Consider the following 18,177-nt stretch of genomic DNA (forward strand, 5'->3'; position numbering starts at 1 on the left):
AACCTCCAGTTGACATACGGCCGCTTCTTAAGCGGCTGAAATCGGTGTGCGCTGGGGAGAGAGCACGTTCCAGGCTCGGGGGCTTTGGGCGGGAACGTGACGCGAAATACACAAAGCCTGGGGACGCTGGGAGGACCAGAAAAAATGTTACACAGGTCTATAAACGCCGCACGCGTGTGCAGCGTAGGGATTGCTTTATCATCTTTGTTGAGCGGTGGAGCGTATGCGGCCGATCTTTCGACGAAAGCGCCGCCTGTTCCATATGTGTCGGTCGATGATGATTTTTGGACAAGGCCCTATCTGTTTGGCGATCTCGGCAGGACCAAACTGAAGGAGCAAGGCATCTCTCTGGGCCTGACGCTGGGTAATGAATCCGTCGGCAACCTGTCGGGCGGAAACAGGAACACCGCGGCCAACGCTGGACAGCTATGGTTCGGGGCCAAGCTCGACATGGGGAAGCTTGCCGGCATTCCGGGCGGTACAGTCGGCCTCACGCTGGTTGACCGCTTCGGCGACAATCTGAATACCGAGGCAGGCATTCCGGCCCTGCAGCTCACCAACGAAGTTTTCGGCCGCGGCAACATTCTGCGCCTGACCGAACTCTACTATTCGCAGAAGCTCTTCGATGACCGCCTTGAACTCAAGGGCGGCCGTCTGCCAGTCGGCTCCGACTTCTTCTTCGGTCTGTGCGAGTTCATCAACCTGACCTTCTGCGGCGGTCAGCCCGGCAACATTCTGGGTGGCTACATCTATAACTGGCCGGTGAGCCAATGGGCCGGTGTCGTCCATTACAACTTGACGAAGGAATTGAAGATTTCGGTCGGTGTCTACGACTCAAATCCGAATTATCTGACGACCACAGACCCCACCATCTACTTCTTGCCGGGCATCCCCTCCTCAAAACCCGTCTCGGGTGTGCTGGTGCCGGTGGAGTTGACCTACAGCCCGAGCGGTGACCTGTTCGGGACCTGGAGATTGGGCGGCTGGTACGACAGTCAGTCGACTATTGATGGGGGCCTGCCGGGTATCATTGCGACCATCCCAGTCGGCGGTGGTGTTCCGGATCAAAACCTGAGCGATCAAAGAGGGCGCTACGGCATTTATGAGTCGATCCTGCAGCGGTTGAGCGTCGACGGTCCCGACGGGCAGGGTTGGTACACTTTCCTCAATTCGACCTTCGCCGATCACCGGACCTCGTTCCAGGACTACCAGATCGCCTTGGGCTTCAAGCACACCGGAACATTCGCCTGGCGCCCGAAGGATGAAGTCGGCGTCGCGGTGGGCACGACTCACGTGAACACGGCCGCCCTCAGCCCGAATGCGGGCGGTAACGAAATTCCGCTCGAAGCTTGGTACGGTTGGCAGGCGACCGGCTGGATGAACCTCAAGTTCGACGTCCAGTATGTGATCAATCCCGGCGGGCGCGGGTTTAATGCGGACGGCGTGAAGACCGACAATGCCTGGGTTCTTGGTATGCGCACCGAGGTCCACTTCTGATGCGGCGGTAGGCTTGTCCGGGTCAAAACATTGAGCGACTCCGACGCGAAAGCTGTGTGCATGCCCGTATACGGGCATGCGAAGAAGCCCCACTAGAGCGCAAGCAACTTGCGCGAACTCTGCCGGTCAGGCGCCTCGATGCCGAGGGGCCGCACGGACATTTGCGCATCCTGGTCGAGGCCGATTGGGTATTTTCTGGCGGAGCTTCTGTCTGCCGACGCAGCTAAGGGCTGCGGCGGGGAGAAGTTCTTGCCCTCGTTTAACACGAGGCCGATCGGGTTCTTGCTTTATCTCGATTTCGCTAAGGCTTCGCACTCCGCGACCCGGGGCATCCCAGGTACAAGGCAAGGCGAGTTCCTTTAGCGAAGCCTTGCAGATGGCGAGGCGCGATGTCCGCCGGTCGTTTTTCGCATGTAGGCGTGGGGGCTGGATCCCATCTCCGTCCGGAATGCGAAGACGAAGGCTGACGTGGACCCGTAGCCCAGTTGCATCGCAGTCTCGGTCACCGACGTGCCGCTGCTCAAAAGTTCGATCGCACGGAGCAGCCGAAGCCTCCGCCGCCAGGATCGTAGGCTCGAACCCATCTCAGCTTCGAATTGGCGCGTCAGCGTGCGCGAGGACATGCCTAGCGCCTTGGCCCACTCGTACGAACTGCGCGTGTCGGCAGGGTCGATGTACAGCGCTTCGCAAAGCCGCAGCAGACGTTCGCCGCGCGGCCAAGGCAGTCCCGCCGCCAGCGATTGAGCCCTGCGTAGCTGATCGAGGATGAGGGTCGCGATGCGGTCCGGGTAACCGTCGCCATCTTGGCTTCCTTCGATCGCGGCGGCTTCCACGATCAACTCCTTCAGCAGCGGAGAGACCGCGAGCATCGTAGGGTCCGAGGGGAGATTCCGCCCTGCATCGACGGCGATCCAAAGGCTACGAAACTCGGCGCCTAGCAGTGAGCCCACCCGATGGCGGATGCCGTTCGGTAGCCAGACCGCCTGGTCGGGCGAGATGACGAACGAACGATTCTCCGCGGTCACCATCAGCACTCCGTCGATCGCGTAGACCACCTGGTGCCAGTCATGCGCATGCTCCGGGAATTCGTGCCGGGCAGGGATCGATTGGGCACGCATAGTGATAGGGCGCGGGGGCAAGACGCCCGGCGGGGCCGATATCGGTGTCCAGGTCATGTCGTCTCCCGTTGGCTGATATTCTATATAAATTGGCAAAACGTCGAAAGACAGCCTGCTTCTCCTCTGATAGCGATCGAAACCGAGGGCTGGCGGCAACTGACGACCTACGCGGCGCCCCGACCGATCTGCCTCAACCCGTATCAGGAGCGAAGCATGGCCGAGTTCGACAGTCGCGGCCTCCAGCTTTCGACAGAGTCGCCGCAAGCGGCGAGCCGCTACCGTGAAGGCGTCGACCTCCTGCTATCGGCTTGGCCGGGAGCGGAGAACGCGCTGCGGCAGTCGATCAATCACGATCATGACTTCGCGCTGGCGCACGCTGCCCTCGCGCGATTGCACATGATCCGGGCTGAGCGCGCGGAAGCGCGCGCGAGGATCGCGACCGCGGAGGAAATCGTCGCGCGAAACGGCTCGCCCCGGGAGATCAGTCACGTGTCCACCCTCTCGCTCACGGTGAACGGCCACTCCGCCAAGGCGTTGGAGAGCGCTCTCGCCCACCTGGACAAGTGGCCGCGCGATGTCCTGATCCTTTCTCTGCCGCTCGGAGCCTTCGGCCTGTTCGCCTTTTCGGGAATGGCGGACCATGATCGGGCGCGCGTCGACCTCTGCGAACGAGTGGCCAATCAATATGATGCAGACGATTGGTGGTTTCTGACCTATCGCGGCTGGTCTCACGCCGAGAACGGGTCGGTCAGCCGAGGTCGCGACCTCGCGCAGCGCGGCCTCGAACTGCGCCGCACCAACGCGAATGCCGCGCACGCGGTCTCGCATGCTATGTTCGAACAGGGAGCGACGCAGGAAGCCGAAGCGCTGCTCGCGAACTGGCTGCCGGGCTATGATCGGGCAGGGCTGCTTCACGGCCATCTCGCGTGGCACGCGGCTCTCTCTGCACTGGAGCGCGACGATCCGCAGCATGCCCTGGCGATCTATTCCGAACATGTCCAGCCTTCGGTCTCGCTCGGTGTACCGATCAACGTCGTGAGCGATACCGTCTCGCTGCTGTGGAGACTTCAGGCCTACGGCCATGCAGTGCCGTCCGGCCTATGGGAGGACGTCGAAAGTTACGCCGAGTCCCGGTTTCCGAAACCCGGACTCGCGTTCGTTGAGGTCCACATGGGCCTGCTGGCCGCGGCGACCGGAAACGACGCGGCAGCCCACCTTCGCATCGAAGCGAATACGCGACGCGTCGCGGATGGCACTCTCCCGGCTGGTCCGGTCGTACCATCGATCTGCCACGCGGCGGTCGCGTTCGCGAGAGGCCACTATGCGGAATGCGTCCGGATCCTGGAGCCCGCAGCTAGCGACGTTGCTCGCATCGGCGGCAGCGGCGCGCAGAGGGAAATCATCGAGGACATGCTGCTGCTCGCCTTGATGCGAAGCGGCGAATCCAGAAAGGCGCAAGATCTGCTCGATCACCGGCTACACCGCCGTCCTTCGCAGCGCGATGCGCGCTGGCGTCGCCAAATCGAGGTTTGAATGTCCCAACTCGTCGTTCAGGAGGTGGCGGCCGCTGCGCCGGCGTTCCGTTTCGAGCGCAGCAACGTTGTGAGGCTCGCGATCGCGCAGGCGTTGGCCGGCGCGAATTCGACGGTCATCTACGCGACCGGCGCCGTGGTCGGAGACATGCTGGCACCTACGAAAGCGCTGGCGACGCTCCCGATCTCGATCTTCGTGGTCGGAATGGCCGTTTGCACGTTGCCGGCCGGAGCGATCGCGCAGCGTTACGGCCGACGCGCGACGTTTATGATCGGCACGGGCTGCGGCGTCCTCGCGGGCTTGATCGGATCGCTGGCCGTTCTGTACGCTTCCTTCGCGTTGTTCTGTGGGGCGGCGTTTGTCGGCGGTGTCTACGCCGCGGTGGTGCTGTCCTTTCGCTTCGCTGCCGCAGATTGTGCCGAACCGGAGCGACAACCGCGGGCGTTGTCGGCGGTGATGGCGGGCGGGGTCTTCGCAGGCGTGATCGGGCCGCAGCTCGTCACGTACACGATGAATCTCTGGCAACCCTACCTCTTCGCGGCCACCTATCTGGCACAGGCCGCGGTCGCAGCGCTCTCGTTGCTGGTTCTCGCCGGCGTCCGTCTGCCGATGCCGACTGCGGCCGAGACCAACAGAGGTCGTCCTCTTTCAGTCATCGCGCGCCAGCCGCGTTTCATCGGTGCGGTCGCCTGCGGTGCCGTCTCCTATCTGCTGATGAACTTCCTCATGACGGCCGCGCCGCTCGCGATGAAGTTCTGCAATCTTTCGCAGCAGTCCGCCAATCTCGGTCTGCAATGGCACGTGATCGCCATGTATGGACCGAGCTTCTGGACGGGCAGGTTGATCACTCGGTTCGGCGCATCGAAGGTGGTGGCCACGGGTCTGCTGGCCACTGCCGCCTCTTCGGTGGTAGGCCTCCTCGGCATAGAAGTCGCTCATTTCTGGGCGACGTTGATCCTGCTGGGCGTGGGTTGGAATTTCGGATTCGTCGGAGCTTCCGCGATGGTCCTCGAGTGCCATCGACCCGAAGAGAAAGCGCGCGTCCAGTCGCTGAACGATTTCGTCGTGTTCGGCACGATGACTTTCGGCTCGTTCCTGTCGGGAGAACTCCTCTCCACATATGGCTGGAACGCGGTGTTGTGGCTCTCGTTCCTGCCTCTCAGCTTCGCCGTCGCGGGTTTGGTGGTGGCGGCTCCGCGACCGCTTCGCGGCGATGCAACGGCTTGATGTGGATGTTCTCGGTCGAGCTGAAGGATTAGGATTGCCTGAGGACCTGATCGGTTCGCTCGAGTGACCTGGATGACGGAAGGCCTGACAGCCGATGGGGCCGCGAACGGGAGCTGGAACATGACTGATTTCGTATCGCCCGAAACTATGGTGCAGATGATCCCCTCCGGCATCAAACTCGGCTTGGCTCCGGACGGTGCGGGATCGTGCCCCGCCATGATCCGGCTTCTGATCGAACGCGGAATTCGCGACCTTCACGTCGTTTGCACGCCGATCGGCGGAATGCAGATCGACATGCTGATCGGCGCCGGTGCGGTCGCCGTCCTGGAGACCAGCGCCATCAGCCTCGGTGAGACCGGCGGCGCTCCCTGTTTCGCGCGCGCGATCCGCAACGGCGAGCTCCGCATGCTTGATGGGACATGTCCCGCAGTTTTCGCCGGCCTGACGGCGGCGGCGAAGGGCGTGCCGTTCATGCCCATCCGCGGCATCATCGGAAGCGACCTCCTGAAGAATCGTCCGGACTGGAAGGTGACGGCCAATCCGTTCGATGAAAGCGAGAAGATCGTGGTGGTCTCGGCCATCCAGCCCGACATCTCGCTGATCCATGCGCCTGAAGCTGATCGCTTCGGCAACGTCCGTCTCGGCCGACGCCGCGAAATCATGCTGCTGGCGCACGCGTCGAAAAAGACCTTCGTCACCGTCGAGCGGATCTCGGAGACCTCGCTGCTCGACGACGAGAAGCTGGCCGCCGGCGTGCTTCCGGCGATGTACGTCTCCGCGGTGGCGGAATATAGGAACGCGGCCTGGCCGACCGGCCTCTACACCGAATACGATCTGGATGCGCGCGAGGTCGAGAACTATGCCCGTGCCGCGCGTTCGCCAGAAGGCTTCCGGGCCTACATGACTGGCACCAGGAGCGCGGCATGATGCTCGAATGCACCAACCGCGAGCTGCTCATCTACACGATCTCGCGCCTGCTGGCCGGGGCGCGTCATGTCGCTGTCGGTATGTCGTCGCCGATGCCGGCAGCGGGTGCGATGCTTCGGCGAGCTCTGAATAAGAAGCAGGGTCGGGAAGACGTGCAAGTCTCGATCCTGGGATCCATCAGGCACAACTCCTTCACTGGCGGTTCTGAGGAGTTGTTCGAGTGCGCGGCGCAGGGCCGGATCGATGCCTTCTTCCTGGGCGGCGGGCAGATCGACGGGAAGGGCAACGTCAATCTCGTGGGAGCAGGAGGTTATCCGAACTCAGAGGTGCGATGGCCGGGCTCGTACGGATCGGCCTATCTCTACTTCCTGGTGCCGCGGGTCATCCTGTTCCGCGAAGAGCACAGTCCCCGCGTATTGGTCGACCAAGTCGACTTCATCTCGGCTCCAGGCGTCAGCGAGAAAGGAGTTTACAGACGAGGCGGGCCCCATGCGCTGCTGACCAGCGCCGCGCTATTTTCCTTCCAGCGCGACGTCGGTCGGTTTCGACTGGAGAGCGTGCATCCGGGTCGCAGCGCGCACGAGATCCGCGAGATGACCGGGTTTTCCTTCGACAACGATGGTTGCGAGGTTCAGACCCCGGGACCCGACGCCGCGACGCTCGCGCTCATGCGAAACCAGATCAGGACCGAACTCGCGGAGACGTACCCGCAATTCGCAGCATCTCTCCCGGAGGCGGCTTGATGAGTGACGACATGAAGCGATCCTATTGCGTCGCGCAGGTCGGGATCGATAACCGGAACGCCCTTCGAAAACGAAGGGACACTGGATTTCAGCCTGCTCGCGGGCGTACGTCCGCGCATCGAGACCATGCCTTGCAGAGAGCTGCGGAGGCGATCGCACGGATGAAGTCCGGCCAGGCCAAGTTCAGAATGGTGTTGACCATGAGGGAGGAGCGCGATGCGCATCAATGACGACCTGACTGTTCCGGTGATCGTTCACGCCGCGCAGCTCCCATGGACATCGAGCCCGGCGGCCGGCGTCGACCGGCGCATGCTGTTCCGCATCGGCGACGAGGTGGCGCGCGCCACGTCGATCGTGCGATACGCCCCGCATAGCGCGTTCCCGCGCCATACGCACGGCGGTGGCGAGGAGATCGTCGTTCTCGACGGAGTCTTTCAGGACGAACACGGCGATTACCCGGCGGGCAGCTACTTCCGCAACCCTCCCGGGACCTCGCATGTCCCCGCATCGAAGGATGGTTGCACGATCTTCGTGCGCCTTTGGCAATTCCGGAATGGCGATCGCGACCAGATGGTGCGACGGCCCGCGGAAGGTCGTTCGCTGGAGCCGAGATCGGGCGCGGCGAGTGCCACCGAATTGTTCGACGACGGAGTCGAAAATGTTCGTTTCGAGAGTTGGATGCCGGGCAAAACGATCATAGTCGAGAACGCACGCGGGCTTGAAGCGCTTGTTCTCGCGGGGAGCTTGTCGATTGGCGATCAGACGCTAACGTCACAGAGCTGGGTCCGCTTGCCGGCCGGACAAGTGCTGCGCGCTATCTCCGGTCCGGAAGGCGCGAAAGTCTGGTTGAAGGACGCCCCTCTGCTTCACCCAGACGTCTGCCAACTGCCATAAACTCGAGCCGTAATCGGACCCTCCGCGTGATACGAAGACGGTCGCGACCGTTTGACCTCTCGACGAGTCTCTGTGAAGCACAAGGCTATCGGCGCCGGCAACGGCCGGTTTTCGTTAGTTGCGCGAGGGGCGCGAGTAACGTCTCGCTGACGAGCTCCTCGGCCGGGAGGTCGCCATCCCCAGGATCGCCTACCGTGACGTCATCGACTCGTAGCGGAGATGTTTAGAACTGTTTTGCCAGAAGTGTGAAACTCTGACGGAGGTAATAAGCCAACGGGCGCGCCGCGTTGTGCTGTTTCCACTTGTCCAGGGCTAGACGCAACGTACCCATCGCCACCATCGCGACCAGCCGAAGCCCGTCCCGCCGTCCCGGCAACGGCCAAAGCTCGCACATCGCTTCCAGCAGGATCTGCTCCGTCTCGACGAAAACGGCTTCCTTCCGCGCGCGGAGTGCCTCGGTCGATTGCATCAGGCGGTCGAAGACAATGGACTCCTTCGTCTCGTAGCGTGAAGCGAGCTTGATCAGGCACTTTTGGACGGCTTCGAGAGGAGTCTGATCGGGAGACTCGTCGAGCATCGCGGGCCTCAACGCTTCGCGGAAGCCGCTATCATGCGCGGCCAGCAGAACGTCCTCTTTGGATTTGAAATAATAGAAAAAGGTCCGGCGCGAGATGCCGGCTGCCTCCGCGATCGCGTCGAGCGTGGTGCCTTCGTAGCCGTTCCTCACGAACAGTTTCAAACCCTTTTCGATTATCCGTTCGGACGTCTCGCGCCGCTTGCGTTCCCTAAGGCCCTGCGGCCTTTCTGACGTGCTTTTCATATAAACCGACTCTGGCCGATGGCACTTGCGAAATTACACCGAGTGTAATAAAAGATCGCACTCGGTGCAAGTTTTTAGGAAGGATCCGCGACATGACTCAAGCCGGGACGTGGCCAGTGACGGAGCCTTTCGGCGGGGCGAATATGCCGCCGATGGTGGCGCTGACGACAGCGATGGGGGATTTACACTTTGCTGTATGATGTCGTGATTGCCGGCGGCGGCCCTGTCGGCCTGTTTCTGGCGTGTGAACTGCGCCTCGCCGAGCTGTCCGTGCTGGTGCTGGAGCAAAACGAGGAACAGAAGTCCCCTCTGAAGCGGCTTCCATTCGGCTTGCGCGGCCTTTCGCTGCCCACCATCGAAGCCTTCTATCGTCGCGGGCTACTGAACGACATCGTAGCGGCACAACGCGCGAAAGATGAGGCAGGCGGCAGCAGCGCGTCGACCATCCCGCATTGGATGCAGTTGCCGCGCCGTCCCGGCGGCCATTTCGCCGGCATCCAGTTCTACCACGACAACATCGATACCTCGAAGTGGCAGTATCGCCTGCCAAGTCCAGCCAGCACCAGCGTGGCTGTCGAGATGGAGCACCTCGAATCCGTGTTGGCTGCTCGCGCACGCGCAATGGGGGTCGAGATCAGGCGCGGTATCGGCGTCGAGGATCTCAGCCAATCGGGCGAAGCAGTGACTATTCGCGCTGGTGGTCAGACTTTTCGCGGGCGCTGGCTTGTCGGTTGTGACGGCGGCCGCAGTACAGTTCGCAAGGCCGGCGGCTTCGACTTCGTCGGCACCGACCCGGAGTTCACCGGCTATTCCGTTGAAGTCGATATGGCCGATCCGGACAAGCTCCGCCCGGGCCGCCACTACACGCCGACGGGCATGTATACTTATTCGCGGCCGGGGACGATCGCGATGGTCGATTTCGACGGGGGCGCTTTCCACCGAATCCAGCCAATTGCGCTTGAGCATGTGCAGGCCGTATTGCGCCGTATCTCTGGGGCCGATGTCACCTTGACGGCCCTCAAGCTTGCCACGACCTGGACGGATCGCGCCTATCAGGCGACCGCATACCGCAAAGGGCGGGTGCTGCTCGCCGGCGACGCCGCGCACATCCATTCCCCCTTGGGCGGCCAAGGCCTCAACCTCGGGCTTGGTGACGCGATGAACCTTGGCTGGAAGCTGGCTTCCACGATCCGCGGCAGCGCCCCGGTCGGCCTGCTCGATAGTTATTTCAGCGAGCGGCATCCGATAGGAGTGCAGATACTCGATTGGTCGCGTGCCCAGGTCGCGCTCATGCGGCCGACCCCCAGTACGCGCGCGCTCGAAGCTATCATCCGTGATCTCATGGATACGCGCGACGGCGCGACATATTTTGCTGAGCGCGTATGGGGTGTTTCTCTCCGCTACGATCTTGGCGGCGGCCATCCGCTGGTTGGCCTCAGCGCTCCCGACTTCGAATTGGCCGACGGAACAAACCTCGCCGAGCTCCTCGGCAAGGGGAAAGGACTCTTCCTGGACTTTGACGCTCGGTCACAGCTTCGAGCGGTTGCAGGTCGCTGGAGCGGTCGGATCGCGTATGTCGCAAGCGAGGTCAAGGATCGGCTGGGTCTGAGCGCTGTGCTTGTGCGCCCTGATGGCGTTGTTGCCTGGGCCGCTGAGGTCACCCCTGACCCAGAGCAGGCCGCTCAAGCCGCATCGAGATGGTTCGGCGAACCCGAGGAGGTGCGTGAACCCACCTCGCAATAATGCTCCTGGACCGGCTCGATATCGCTGGTCAGGGATATGCTTCCGCAGGGTGATGTCGGCTTCCGACCCCGAGCCGAATAACGCGTCTGCCGCCGGAACGTCGGCTGTCGGGGGCCTGGAAATTCCCAAACAGAGGCTTGGCCATAATGTCCTGAATCGCTCTTATCGGCGCGAAGCGCCGTTGACGTCCAGCTCGTCCAAAAGAGCCTTGGCCTCCTTGAGGTCGGGGGTATCGAATCCTTCCGTGAACTGACTGTAGACCTGCTGGAGAAGGTCGCGCGCTTCGCCGCTCCGGTCTTGGTCCTGCCACAGACGGGCGAGGTTGGTGGCGGCACGAAGCTTGAACGCAAGCGCCCCTTGCCGGTTCGCGGTCTCGATCGCCTGCAACAGCCGCCGCGCGGCCTCCGCGATCGCTTCGCCGCCGCGAGCCGCGAGGCATGCTCCCGCCAGCCGATGCGCTTCCGCCTCGAATAGGCGGTTGCGGCTGGTCGCGATGACCTCGACCGCTTCCTGGACGACTTGCTGTGCGCGGTCGAGCTCGCCGGCCTTCAGCAGGGCCTCAGCGAACACCAGAAGCTCGTACTCGTAATAGAAGCGTCGTACCGACTGCCGCGTGGCCTCGACGGCATCCTCCATGCGCTCGAGGCCCTCCGACACCTGCCCGCATTGAAACGCGGTCCAGCCCAGGAGAAGCGGGCACACCACGAAGATGTTGCTCCCTTGCTCGCGCCCGATGCGTATCGTCAGCTCGGCATATTCACGGCACGGCTCGGGGGCACGGAGCATTTGCCGAAGCGCTGCCGACCACCATGCCGCATGGGCCAGGCTCGGAGGATGGCCGAGCCGACTGCCCAGTTCGAGCGCGGCAACCGACATTTGCGTCGCTTTGTCCGCAAAGCCCGTGACCCAGAGAGTGATGGCACTGTGCGCATAGGCGCACACGCCCGTATCGTGACCACCATAATCGTAAGCATGCGCGTGATGGCGCTCGGGATTGTACAGCGCGATACCGCGTTCGGTGTCGGCAAGGGTGATCGAATTGAGGCCAAGCACATGGGAGTTCGCCCAGCGCGAATGATAGGCCTCAAGCATCAGATCGGGATCAGAAAGCCGTTCGGCCACCTCAACGAGCTCGTTGGCCATTCCAAGCGCCTGCTCGGTGCGCCCCGTAATCAGGTTCGTGTACCAGTTCCCCCACATCGCCCTGAAGAGCTTCTTGTCATCGCCAAGTCCACGTCCGAGCGTGACGGCTCGGGCGTAGTGATCGACGATTTCGTGCCCTGCCGAACGAAAACCGCGCGCGCTGACCAGGGCGGTGCCCAGTCCAAGCCGGATGTCGAGCTCCTGCTGCCAGCGCTCCGCCGAATCAGGCATCTCATCCAGAAGTTGCAGCGCGCTGGAAAAATGCTTCAGCGCCTCGCTTCCGGCCGAGCGGCGCAAGGCCAGCTCACCGGCGCGCTGCCAATAGACTGCAGCCTGCTTCCTCAGACCCGCTTCGGTCCGGTGGCGCGCCACCACTTCGGGCTGGCTCTCGACGATCTCGGGAAACATCTCCTCGATTGCCTGCGCAATGCGCGCGTGCAGGCTTCGGCGCCGGTCCCGCAGCAGGGTGCTGTAGGCGGCATCCTGCAGCAAGCCATGCTTGAACAGAAAGTTCGATCGCGGCGGCTCGCCGCGCTGGAAGATCAGGCCGGCCTCGACCAGCCGATCGAGCGTCTCCTTGATCTCCCCCTCGGGCCGCTCGGCAACCTTGGCCGCGAGCTCGTAGGAAAACTCCCGGCCAATTGTCGCGCCGATCTGCGCAATCTCCTTGGCCGCGGGGCCGATGCGGTCAAGCCTTGCCATCAAGGAGGCATGCAGTGTCGGCGGCACCGAGAGCGACGGGCGCGACGTTGAGGATTCGGCCCGCCGGGCCGGCCTGGCATCAACGACGGTTTTGGTCACCTCTTCCAGGAACAGCGGAACGCCATCCCCGCGCTCGACGATTTCTCCGATCAGTTCACTCGGCAATGATTTCGCTTTCGCCGCGAGCTGCCGGACCAAGGCCTCGCTATCGAACCGGTTCAGACGGTTGAGCGTCAGCATGGTCACGTGCGGCTGGTCTGCCCACGGCGCGACAAAGTCCGGGCGAAACGTTGCAATCAGCATGACGGGCATGCGGCCGATCCGACGAATGAAGAGGTCGAGCAGCTCTTGCGTGGTCGGATCAATCCAGTGCAGGTCTTCAAAGATCATCAACACCGGCTTCCTCCGCGCCAACGCGGTGAGCTGGTGCTGCAATGCCTCGAAAGTCTCCTCCCTCCTGCGTCGCGGGTTGTGCTCAACGCTGCCATAGCGTCCAGTGGGCAACAGCAAGAGGTCAGCCAACAGCGCCACGTCTCGCTCGGCCGCGGAGGTTTCGGCCATCAACGCTTCCAGCTTATCCAACTTAGCCGCGGGCGTGTCCTCCCGCCCGAATCCGGCGGCACGCTCGAGCAGATTGATGACCGGGAAGAGTGCGCTGGCCTGGTGATGAGGCGAGCAGAAGTAGTGCAATTCGGTGTACTGCTCCGTATCAAGCAAATCCCGGAGCGCCACCGTCAGGCGCGATTTGCCGATGCCGGGTTCGCCGGAGAACAGGATGACACGCCCTTCGCCGGCTCTTGCCTGTGCCCAGCGCCGAAGCAAGAGCTCGGTTTCCTCCTGGCGATCGACGAGCGGTGTCTCAGCCGAGCGCAGGGCTTCGAAACGGCTCTTGAAGCGGTTCTCGCCCAGCACCCGCCAAGCGCGTTGAGGCTCGGTGAAGCCCTTGAGTTCCTTGAACCCGAGGTCCTCCAGCGCAAAAATCGACCCGATCTGTCGCCGTGTGCTCTCGGCAATCATGATCATGTTTGGCTCGGCCAGAGCAAGCAGCCGGGCGGCCAGATTGGGTACCTCGCCCAGAACCTCCGCGTCGTTTCCCGATCCGATCAGGTCACCCACCACCACGAGGCCGGTGGCGATGCCAATCCTGATCTGAAGCGGCTCCGGGCTCTCAATGCGCCCGATGCCTTCGATCAAAGCCAGGCTGGCCCGCACGGCCTGCTCGGGATCATCTTCATGAGCGTCCGGATAACCGAAATAGACCAGGACACCGTCACCGACGCGGCGGGATACGAAGCCGCCGAACCGGGGCACAATCTCTGCAACGCGCTTGTGGTAAGCGCCGATGAGTTCGTGAAAGTCTTCGATGTCGAGACGGACGGACAGCGCCGTCGAGCCGACAAGGTCACAGAACATTATCGTGAGGTGGCTACGCTCGGCGAGCGCTGCTCGGGGCAGGCTTGGCGCGAGTTCGGGACTTCGAATAGCCCCGCCCGAGCCCGCGAGGCTCGTGCCGCATTTGCCACAGAACTTCGAGCCGTGCGCTTCGCTGTTGCCACAGGAAGGACAGCTGAGCACCAATGCCGATCCACACTGGCTGCAGAACCTGGCAAGTTCTGAGACGTCTGCGCGGCAGTTAGGGCACTCCATACCACACCTTACAGACCTGGCGGATCAGGATAGCACGGGCGCCGTTCAGTGCCCATCTGCGCCAGTTTGGCGCTCCAGTGGTGGGACGTGCCTGCGGCAGGCAGCCTTGAAGGATTATCGTCATAATAAAAAAATACGTCGGTAAATGAAATTCGAGCGCCGGCGCCGGTTGGAGACCCACGCAAGCATTCACTCGGCCGCAGCCGTAACAGCACTTTATGGCGCCAGGGTGGTACAAATTGCAAGCTGATGCTGCCCGTTATGCCGGCAAGAAGGCGCCGGCCACAAGTCAAAGGCCTATCCAGCCGATACGTCAGGCGACCGGCAAATGAGGAAATTGGGCTTGTATTCCCACACGGCGTGGTTGTTGAATAGGCGAGAGGGCAGGGCGGCTAATTCCACAAATACGTGATCATCGGCTGCCCCTAGAACACATCCGGGTGTCGGGCCGATCTTATCGGACGGGTACCCCGGGGAGGATTGGAGGCGTGGCGATGAAGTCGAACACGTTGTTTACGTTTGTCGTTCTGATGATTGCGGCTTATTCGGTGCAGGCCGCCGAGCGGCCTAAGCCAACCGAACCACCTGTCAGTCATTTCCAAGGGACGTGTGACAGCGACCCGGATGGCAAGAAGTTTGCGGAGAAGGCCTGCTACACCTCCTATAATCCAGGGAGGGCTGGCATGGACGGGGGATACCGGCCCCCGGCTTGCGACAAGCGCAAGGTGTCCGATCAGCAAAAGGAGGTGCTGGCAAAGGCGTATAGCCGGGCGCCGGACTACATGAAGGGCAAGCTGTGTCGGTTGACGCAGTTGTTCGTGACGAAGGCGAACCTTTGGGGGCCATGGGGGTGGGGCTTCTGGGAAGGCGCGGACCGCCCGCCGGGCAAGGGCGTTTATCTCGCCATCTCCGACTCCGAGCTGGCGACCAGGAAATCAGTCGCCGAAACAGAAAACGAGACGGTGGACAGGCTTGTGCAACTCCGTGGTCGATTTGATCGAGCGCGGCTGCTGCGTTTGCGATCGTCCGCTCCTGCCGATCCGGAGCTGACGGTTCTGGCCGGACTAGCCCACGAACTCGGCCACATCCTGCTCGCCGATTCCAACGGGGATGGAGTTGACCCGGCCCACCCGCGACGGGAGGTGAGCGGTCCACCGCAAAGCGCGTGCTTCGAAGATGCCTTCATCAACGCATCGTGGGATTCGCGCCGGTTTCATCAGAACATGCGGCGATGGGTCGATTTTGGCGAGCAATACAACAACAGGCCGAAAAATCCTGATGTCAGCCTGAGCCGACTGAGAACGCTGGCGCGGCAAGGCAGGGTTGGGGCTGCAAACGACGTGATTAGAAGCGTGTACAGCAGCCACGAATTCACCAGTCCTGCAGCGATTCCCAATCCCATCGAAGATGTGGCTGAAACGTACAAATACAAAGTGCTGGCCGATGCGACACCAAATCAGGCCATCGAATTTCGGCTGGGTGGCCAGGACGTGAATGTGTCCGACTTGCTCAACTCCGACGTCTTGGCAAAGAAGGTCGAGTGTTTGCGCGCGCTCGGGTTCCTGACGGGTCAGCCATGACGAACGCGGCCCGGAGAATGTGACACCCAACTCAGGAGGGCGGGTCCGAAGCCGCGTCGCTTGCCCGTTCGATGAGCTGGCGAGCCTCCTCCCAAGCGAAGGTGTGAGCGAACTGGTAAGTTACCTCAAGCGGGGTCACGCCGCCTTCGAGATGGCCCATCATGGCGTGGAGCATCTCTTCCGCATCGATGCGCTTTTGATCAACCAGTCCGCGAGGGAGCCACGCCGCGAAGCGATCCAGTGCCGCTTGCGCAAGGCCGCGCCCGGTCGCGCGTTTCAGGATCGCCTCGTAGGTTCGGTCCTTATAGAATAGCGACTTGGCGGTCTCGACGAGGGCGGATGCGAGGTCCGGCTCCACGATGCCGGACTTCCGCGCGCGGTCGACGGTTGCACGCACATTCACCATGGCCTCGGTGACCTGGACATAGTTGACCTCAGCGGGCCCGTGCAGAACGGCTACTTCATCGTCATCGGTCAATTCGCCGGCGCGGAATTTCCGGTAGATATGACCGATACCCGTCATGCCGAATTCGGCGAGCTCTGCCGCCCGCAGCGCTCCAATGCTGGCGGCGCCGTAGACATGGATGCCCTGCGCCATCGCCCAGAGGATTTCCTTGTGCCAGACCGTCGGCACGGTTTCGAAATATCCGTCGATGATGCCGATCAGCGCCGGCCGCTGCAAAGCGGCCAAATAGAGATCGCCGCGGCGCAGCGGCGGCCGCCATTCAAACCCCGCCACATGAGGGCGCACGTGCGGCGGCAGTGACGGCCCTGCAAAGATGACGGCGCTCATTCGGCGCGACCGCGGGCGCTTTGCGCCCGAGAGCCCGGAACGTACCGGGGATGAGTGCAATCCCATTCGAGGCCGGGGATCACCATCCTGACAACGGGGATGCCAAGATCCGGACGCGTGAGATCGACCGCGACCGCCCGTTCCACGCCGACCGCGCGCAATCGGTCAAGCTCCCACCGCAAGTCCGCCGTGACGTCATCCGCATCGAAGCTCGTAACGTCCGTAAAGGAGCGTGCTTCGGCCGCTTGTGACGCCGCATCGAGCAGGGCTGCACCCAGTCTGTCCCTTGCCGACTCCGTATAGTCCAGGAGATCGTCCCTGATACCGGCGATATAGGTGAGCCGGGTTTGTGCAGCTTCGGTCAGGGCCCGGGCGAGCGCGATGGCCCGATTGGGGTGGCAGCCGGCTCCTCGATATCGTCTCAATCCGCCTGAGGGATCGTCGGTCGCAGCCGGGATGTCGCAAATGAATGCGGGCATTGCGAGGTCGGACGTGACGTCCCAAAGCCGGGGGGAGATTCTTGCCCTCTCGTAGAGGTCAAGCAGGCCACGGCAATCATCGTCGGTAATGGAGGCGACATCCACCCGGCAGCGCGATCGCGCGTGCACGTCCTGCGCATGCCACAGGGCGACGGCATCGCGTTCGACGAGCTCGCAAATGGCGGCGCTGATCGCTTCAGCGAGATGGTTGCCGGACGCCAATCCGTTGGTACCGGACAGAAAGTGCTCGCCGCTGTGACTGGTCGGCAGCGTGTAGTCGGTATGCACCACTTCCCAGGGCACCCAACAAGGCTCGCGGCCGAGCAGATCATAGCCCTTGATCCAGGCAATCTCGGCTTGATCGGGAAGCGGAATGCCGGTGCCGCAGAGCAAGTCGGGGGACACCGCGCGGGTTTCCGCCGAGAGCCGGCGGAAGCTCGCGACCACCGTGCGCTCCGTGAGGTTCTCGCCATGAAACAGCTCGATCGCTTCCATCATGGCCGAGGCCAGTGCCTGGGGAAGTCCGAGGCCCTTGCCCTGCGAGACCGAAAATGACCGCGAATTCGGGCGAACGGCGACGGTGACCGGAATTCCGATCCGATCCAGTCCCGTCACATTGCCCAGACGGGTGATGCCGATCTGCCGTGCCACCGGCGCTACGCGCGCCAGCGTCTCTTCCGGCGCGGTCGTTCGATGCGTTCCATGCGTGAACGATTTGAGCACCGGGCCATGGAGGCCATTCGCCAAGTTGGCGAAATCCGGCCGCTCCATGGGAGAGGGCGGTCCCTAGTGGTCGCGTTGCTGCAAGAACGGGATCATTTGCTGCTTCCGATATTGCCTGTTGCCCGCGAATGCTTGGGCTTCTCGCCCTTGCCGCTCCCGCCGCCGCTTGCGACGATCATCGAGCCGACGGGAACGGACACCGAGCGTCCGTCAGCGCCCTCATGGCGCAAAAGCGTCTTCAAATACGCAGCCTCGGGGTTATCGCCCAGGCGCAATTCCTCGAACCTGTCGCCATCCTGCGAGATGTAGATCTTCTCGCCGTCGATCCTGACCAACACTTCGTCCGCCCTTGATGCCGATCGACTCGACGGCTCTGGCGTCGTTCCGGATGGCCCGAGTGCAGGCCTGTCCGCCCTGGCGTCGCCAATCAGCGTTCCGAAACCCAGCAACAGCGCTCCCCAAGCAGGTAGGTGCGACCAGACGTTCTTCAGCTTCGCGCGCGGCATGTGACCCCCTCACACGGGCAGGATGTGGGAGTTGAATAGAACACGGCTCGGTATCGCGGAGTCAAGTGAGCTGGTTCAAATGCCGCGTGGCCGAGGGGCCGG

14 protein-coding genes are annotated in these 18,177 nt (G+C 62.6%); 8 read left to right on the top strand and 6 right to left on the bottom strand.

All coding sequences use genetic code 11. The features are described 5' to 3' along the window. Nucleotides 1-144: 144 nt before the first annotated feature. On the top strand, nucleotides 145-1,497 hold the full coding sequence (locus F758_RS0116715; RefSeq protein WP_024508936.1) for a carbohydrate porin: 1,353 nt from the start codon (nucleotides 145-147) through the stop codon (nucleotides 1,495-1,497). 359 nt (nucleotides 1,498-1,856) lie between these two features. Here the strand turns inward: F758_RS0116715 and F758_RS0116725 are convergent, their stop codons facing one another. After that, a complete protein-coding gene (locus F758_RS0116725) occupies nucleotides 1,857-2,672 on the bottom strand; it encodes an AraC family transcriptional regulator (protein ID WP_024508938.1) in 816 nt (271 codons plus the stop codon). 156 nt (nucleotides 2,673-2,828) lie between these two features. On the opposite strand from F758_RS0116725, the gene F758_RS0116730 reads away from it, so the two are divergent. The 5 genes from F758_RS0116730 (at nucleotide 2,829) to F758_RS0116755 (ending at nucleotide 7,939) form a co-directional block, all read left to right on the top strand. Beyond that, nucleotides 2,829-4,148, top strand: coding sequence for a tetratricopeptide repeat protein (locus F758_RS0116730; RefSeq protein WP_024508939.1), 1,320 nt, complete (start codon nucleotides 2,829-2,831; stop codon nucleotides 4,146-4,148). Then, nucleotides 4,149-5,375, top strand: coding sequence for an MFS transporter (locus tag F758_RS0116735; RefSeq protein ID WP_024508940.1), 1,227 nt, complete (start codon nucleotides 4,149-4,151; stop codon nucleotides 5,373-5,375). Nucleotides 5,376-5,495: 120 nt separating this feature from the next. Then, nucleotides 5,496-6,302, top strand: a complete 807-nt coding sequence (locus F758_RS0116740) for a CoA transferase subunit A (protein ID WP_024508941.1) — start codon at nucleotides 5,496-5,498, stop codon at nucleotides 6,300-6,302. Then, complete coding sequence (locus F758_RS0116745; protein ID WP_024508942.1) at nucleotides 6,302-7,045, top strand: CoA-transferase; 744 nt, start codon at nucleotides 6,302-6,304, stop codon at nucleotides 7,043-7,045. The genes F758_RS0116740 and F758_RS0116745 overlap by 1 nt, the downstream gene beginning before the upstream one ends. Nucleotides 7,046-7,261: 216 nt before the next feature. After that, on the top strand, nucleotides 7,262-7,939 hold the full coding sequence (locus F758_RS0116755; protein WP_024508944.1) for a cupin domain-containing protein: 678 nt from the start codon (nucleotides 7,262-7,264) through the stop codon (nucleotides 7,937-7,939). A 223-nt stretch (nucleotides 7,940-8,162) separates the two neighbouring features. Here the strand turns inward: F758_RS0116755 and F758_RS0116760 are convergent, their stop codons facing one another. Further along, nucleotides 8,163-8,759: a TetR/AcrR family transcriptional regulator gene (locus F758_RS0116760; protein WP_024508945.1), complete on the bottom strand. Its 597-nt coding sequence runs from the start codon at nucleotides 8,757-8,759 to the stop codon at nucleotides 8,163-8,165. 189 nt (nucleotides 8,760-8,948) lie between these two features. Between F758_RS0116760 and F758_RS0116765 the strand changes: the two genes are divergently transcribed. Beyond that, nucleotides 8,949-10,502, top strand: coding sequence for an FAD-dependent monooxygenase (locus F758_RS0116765; RefSeq protein WP_024508946.1), 1,554 nt, complete (start codon nucleotides 8,949-8,951; stop codon nucleotides 10,500-10,502). Between the two features lie 162 nt (nucleotides 10,503-10,664). Here F758_RS0116765 and F758_RS44090 read toward each other — a convergent pair whose 3' ends face one another. Beyond that, a complete protein-coding gene (locus F758_RS44090) occupies nucleotides 10,665-13,994 on the bottom strand; it encodes an adenylate/guanylate cyclase domain-containing protein (RefSeq protein ID WP_084305456.1) in 3,330 nt (1,109 codons plus the stop codon). A 494-nt stretch (nucleotides 13,995-14,488) separates the two neighbouring features. Here F758_RS44090 and F758_RS0116775 point away from each other — a divergent pair, with 494 nt between their 5' ends. Then, nucleotides 14,489-15,574: a hypothetical protein gene (locus tag F758_RS0116775; protein WP_024508947.1), complete on the top strand. Its 1,086-nt coding sequence runs from the start codon at nucleotides 14,489-14,491 to the stop codon at nucleotides 15,572-15,574. 31 nt (nucleotides 15,575-15,605) lie between these two features. Here the strand turns inward: F758_RS0116775 and F758_RS0116780 are convergent, their stop codons facing one another. The 3 genes from F758_RS0116780 to F758_RS0116790 all read right to left on the bottom strand — a co-directional run bounded on the left by F758_RS0116780 (nucleotide 15,606) and on the right by F758_RS0116790 (nucleotide 18,075). Beyond that, the gene (locus F758_RS0116780; RefSeq protein ID WP_024508948.1) at nucleotides 15,606-16,367 is read right to left on the bottom strand and encodes a TfuA-like protein; all 762 of its coding nucleotides are present in this window, start codon (nucleotides 16,365-16,367) and stop codon (nucleotides 15,606-15,608) included. Then, nucleotides 16,364-17,593, bottom strand: coding sequence for a YcaO-like family protein (locus F758_RS0116785; RefSeq protein WP_035722291.1), 1,230 nt, complete (start codon nucleotides 17,591-17,593; stop codon nucleotides 16,364-16,366). Before F758_RS0116785 ends, F758_RS0116780 begins: the two co-directional genes overlap by 4 nt. Before the next feature lie 68 nt (nucleotides 17,594-17,661). Beyond that, nucleotides 17,662-18,075 (bottom strand): hypothetical protein, encoded by a 414-nt coding sequence (locus F758_RS0116790; RefSeq protein WP_024508950.1) that lies wholly within the window; start codon nucleotides 18,073-18,075, stop codon nucleotides 17,662-17,664. Nucleotides 18,076-18,177: the final 102 nt, after the last annotated feature.

The sequence above is a fragment of the Bradyrhizobium sp. ARR65 genome (assembly GCF_000472385.1).
Classification (GTDB): domain Bacteria; phylum Pseudomonadota; class Alphaproteobacteria; order Rhizobiales; family Xanthobacteraceae; genus Bradyrhizobium.

What these genes read in the sequence shown, in the direction of transcription:
- F758_RS0116730 (WP_024508939.1), top strand. Translation starts at nt 2,829, where the DNA reads ATGGCCGAGTTCGACAGTCGCGGCCTCCAGCTTTCGACAGAGTCGCCG.
- F758_RS0116780 (WP_024508948.1), bottom strand. Translation starts at nt 16,367, where the DNA reads ATGAGCGCCGTCATCTTTGCAGGGCCGTCACTGCCGCCGCACGTGCGC.
- F758_RS0116725 (WP_024508938.1), bottom strand. Translation starts at nt 2,672, where the DNA reads ATGACCTGGACACCGATATCGGCCCCGCCGGGCGTCTTGCCCCCGCGC.
- F758_RS0116735 (WP_024508940.1), top strand. Translation starts at nt 4,149, where the DNA reads ATGTCCCAACTCGTCGTTCAGGAGGTGGCGGCCGCTGCGCCGGCGTTC.
- F758_RS0116715 (WP_024508936.1), top strand. Translation starts at nt 145, where the DNA reads ATGTTACACAGGTCTATAAACGCCGCACGCGTGTGCAGCGTAGGGATT.
- F758_RS44090 (WP_084305456.1), bottom strand. Translation starts at nt 13,994, where the DNA reads ATGGAGTGCCCTAACTGCCGCGCAGACGTCTCAGAACTTGCCAGGTTC.
- F758_RS0116755 (WP_024508944.1), top strand. Translation starts at nt 7,262, where the DNA reads ATGCGCATCAATGACGACCTGACTGTTCCGGTGATCGTTCACGCCGCG.
- F758_RS0116745 (WP_024508942.1), top strand. Translation starts at nt 6,302, where the DNA reads ATGCTCGAATGCACCAACCGCGAGCTGCTCATCTACACGATCTCGCGC.
- F758_RS0116760 (WP_024508945.1), bottom strand. Translation starts at nt 8,759, where the DNA reads ATGAAAAGCACGTCAGAAAGGCCGCAGGGCCTTAGGGAACGCAAGCGG.
- F758_RS0116775 (WP_024508947.1), top strand. Translation starts at nt 14,489, where the DNA reads ATGAAGTCGAACACGTTGTTTACGTTTGTCGTTCTGATGATTGCGGCT.
- F758_RS0116740 (WP_024508941.1), top strand. Translation starts at nt 5,496, where the DNA reads ATGACTGATTTCGTATCGCCCGAAACTATGGTGCAGATGATCCCCTCC.
- F758_RS0116790 (WP_024508950.1), bottom strand. Translation starts at nt 18,075, where the DNA reads ATGCCGCGCGCGAAGCTGAAGAACGTCTGGTCGCACCTACCTGCTTGG.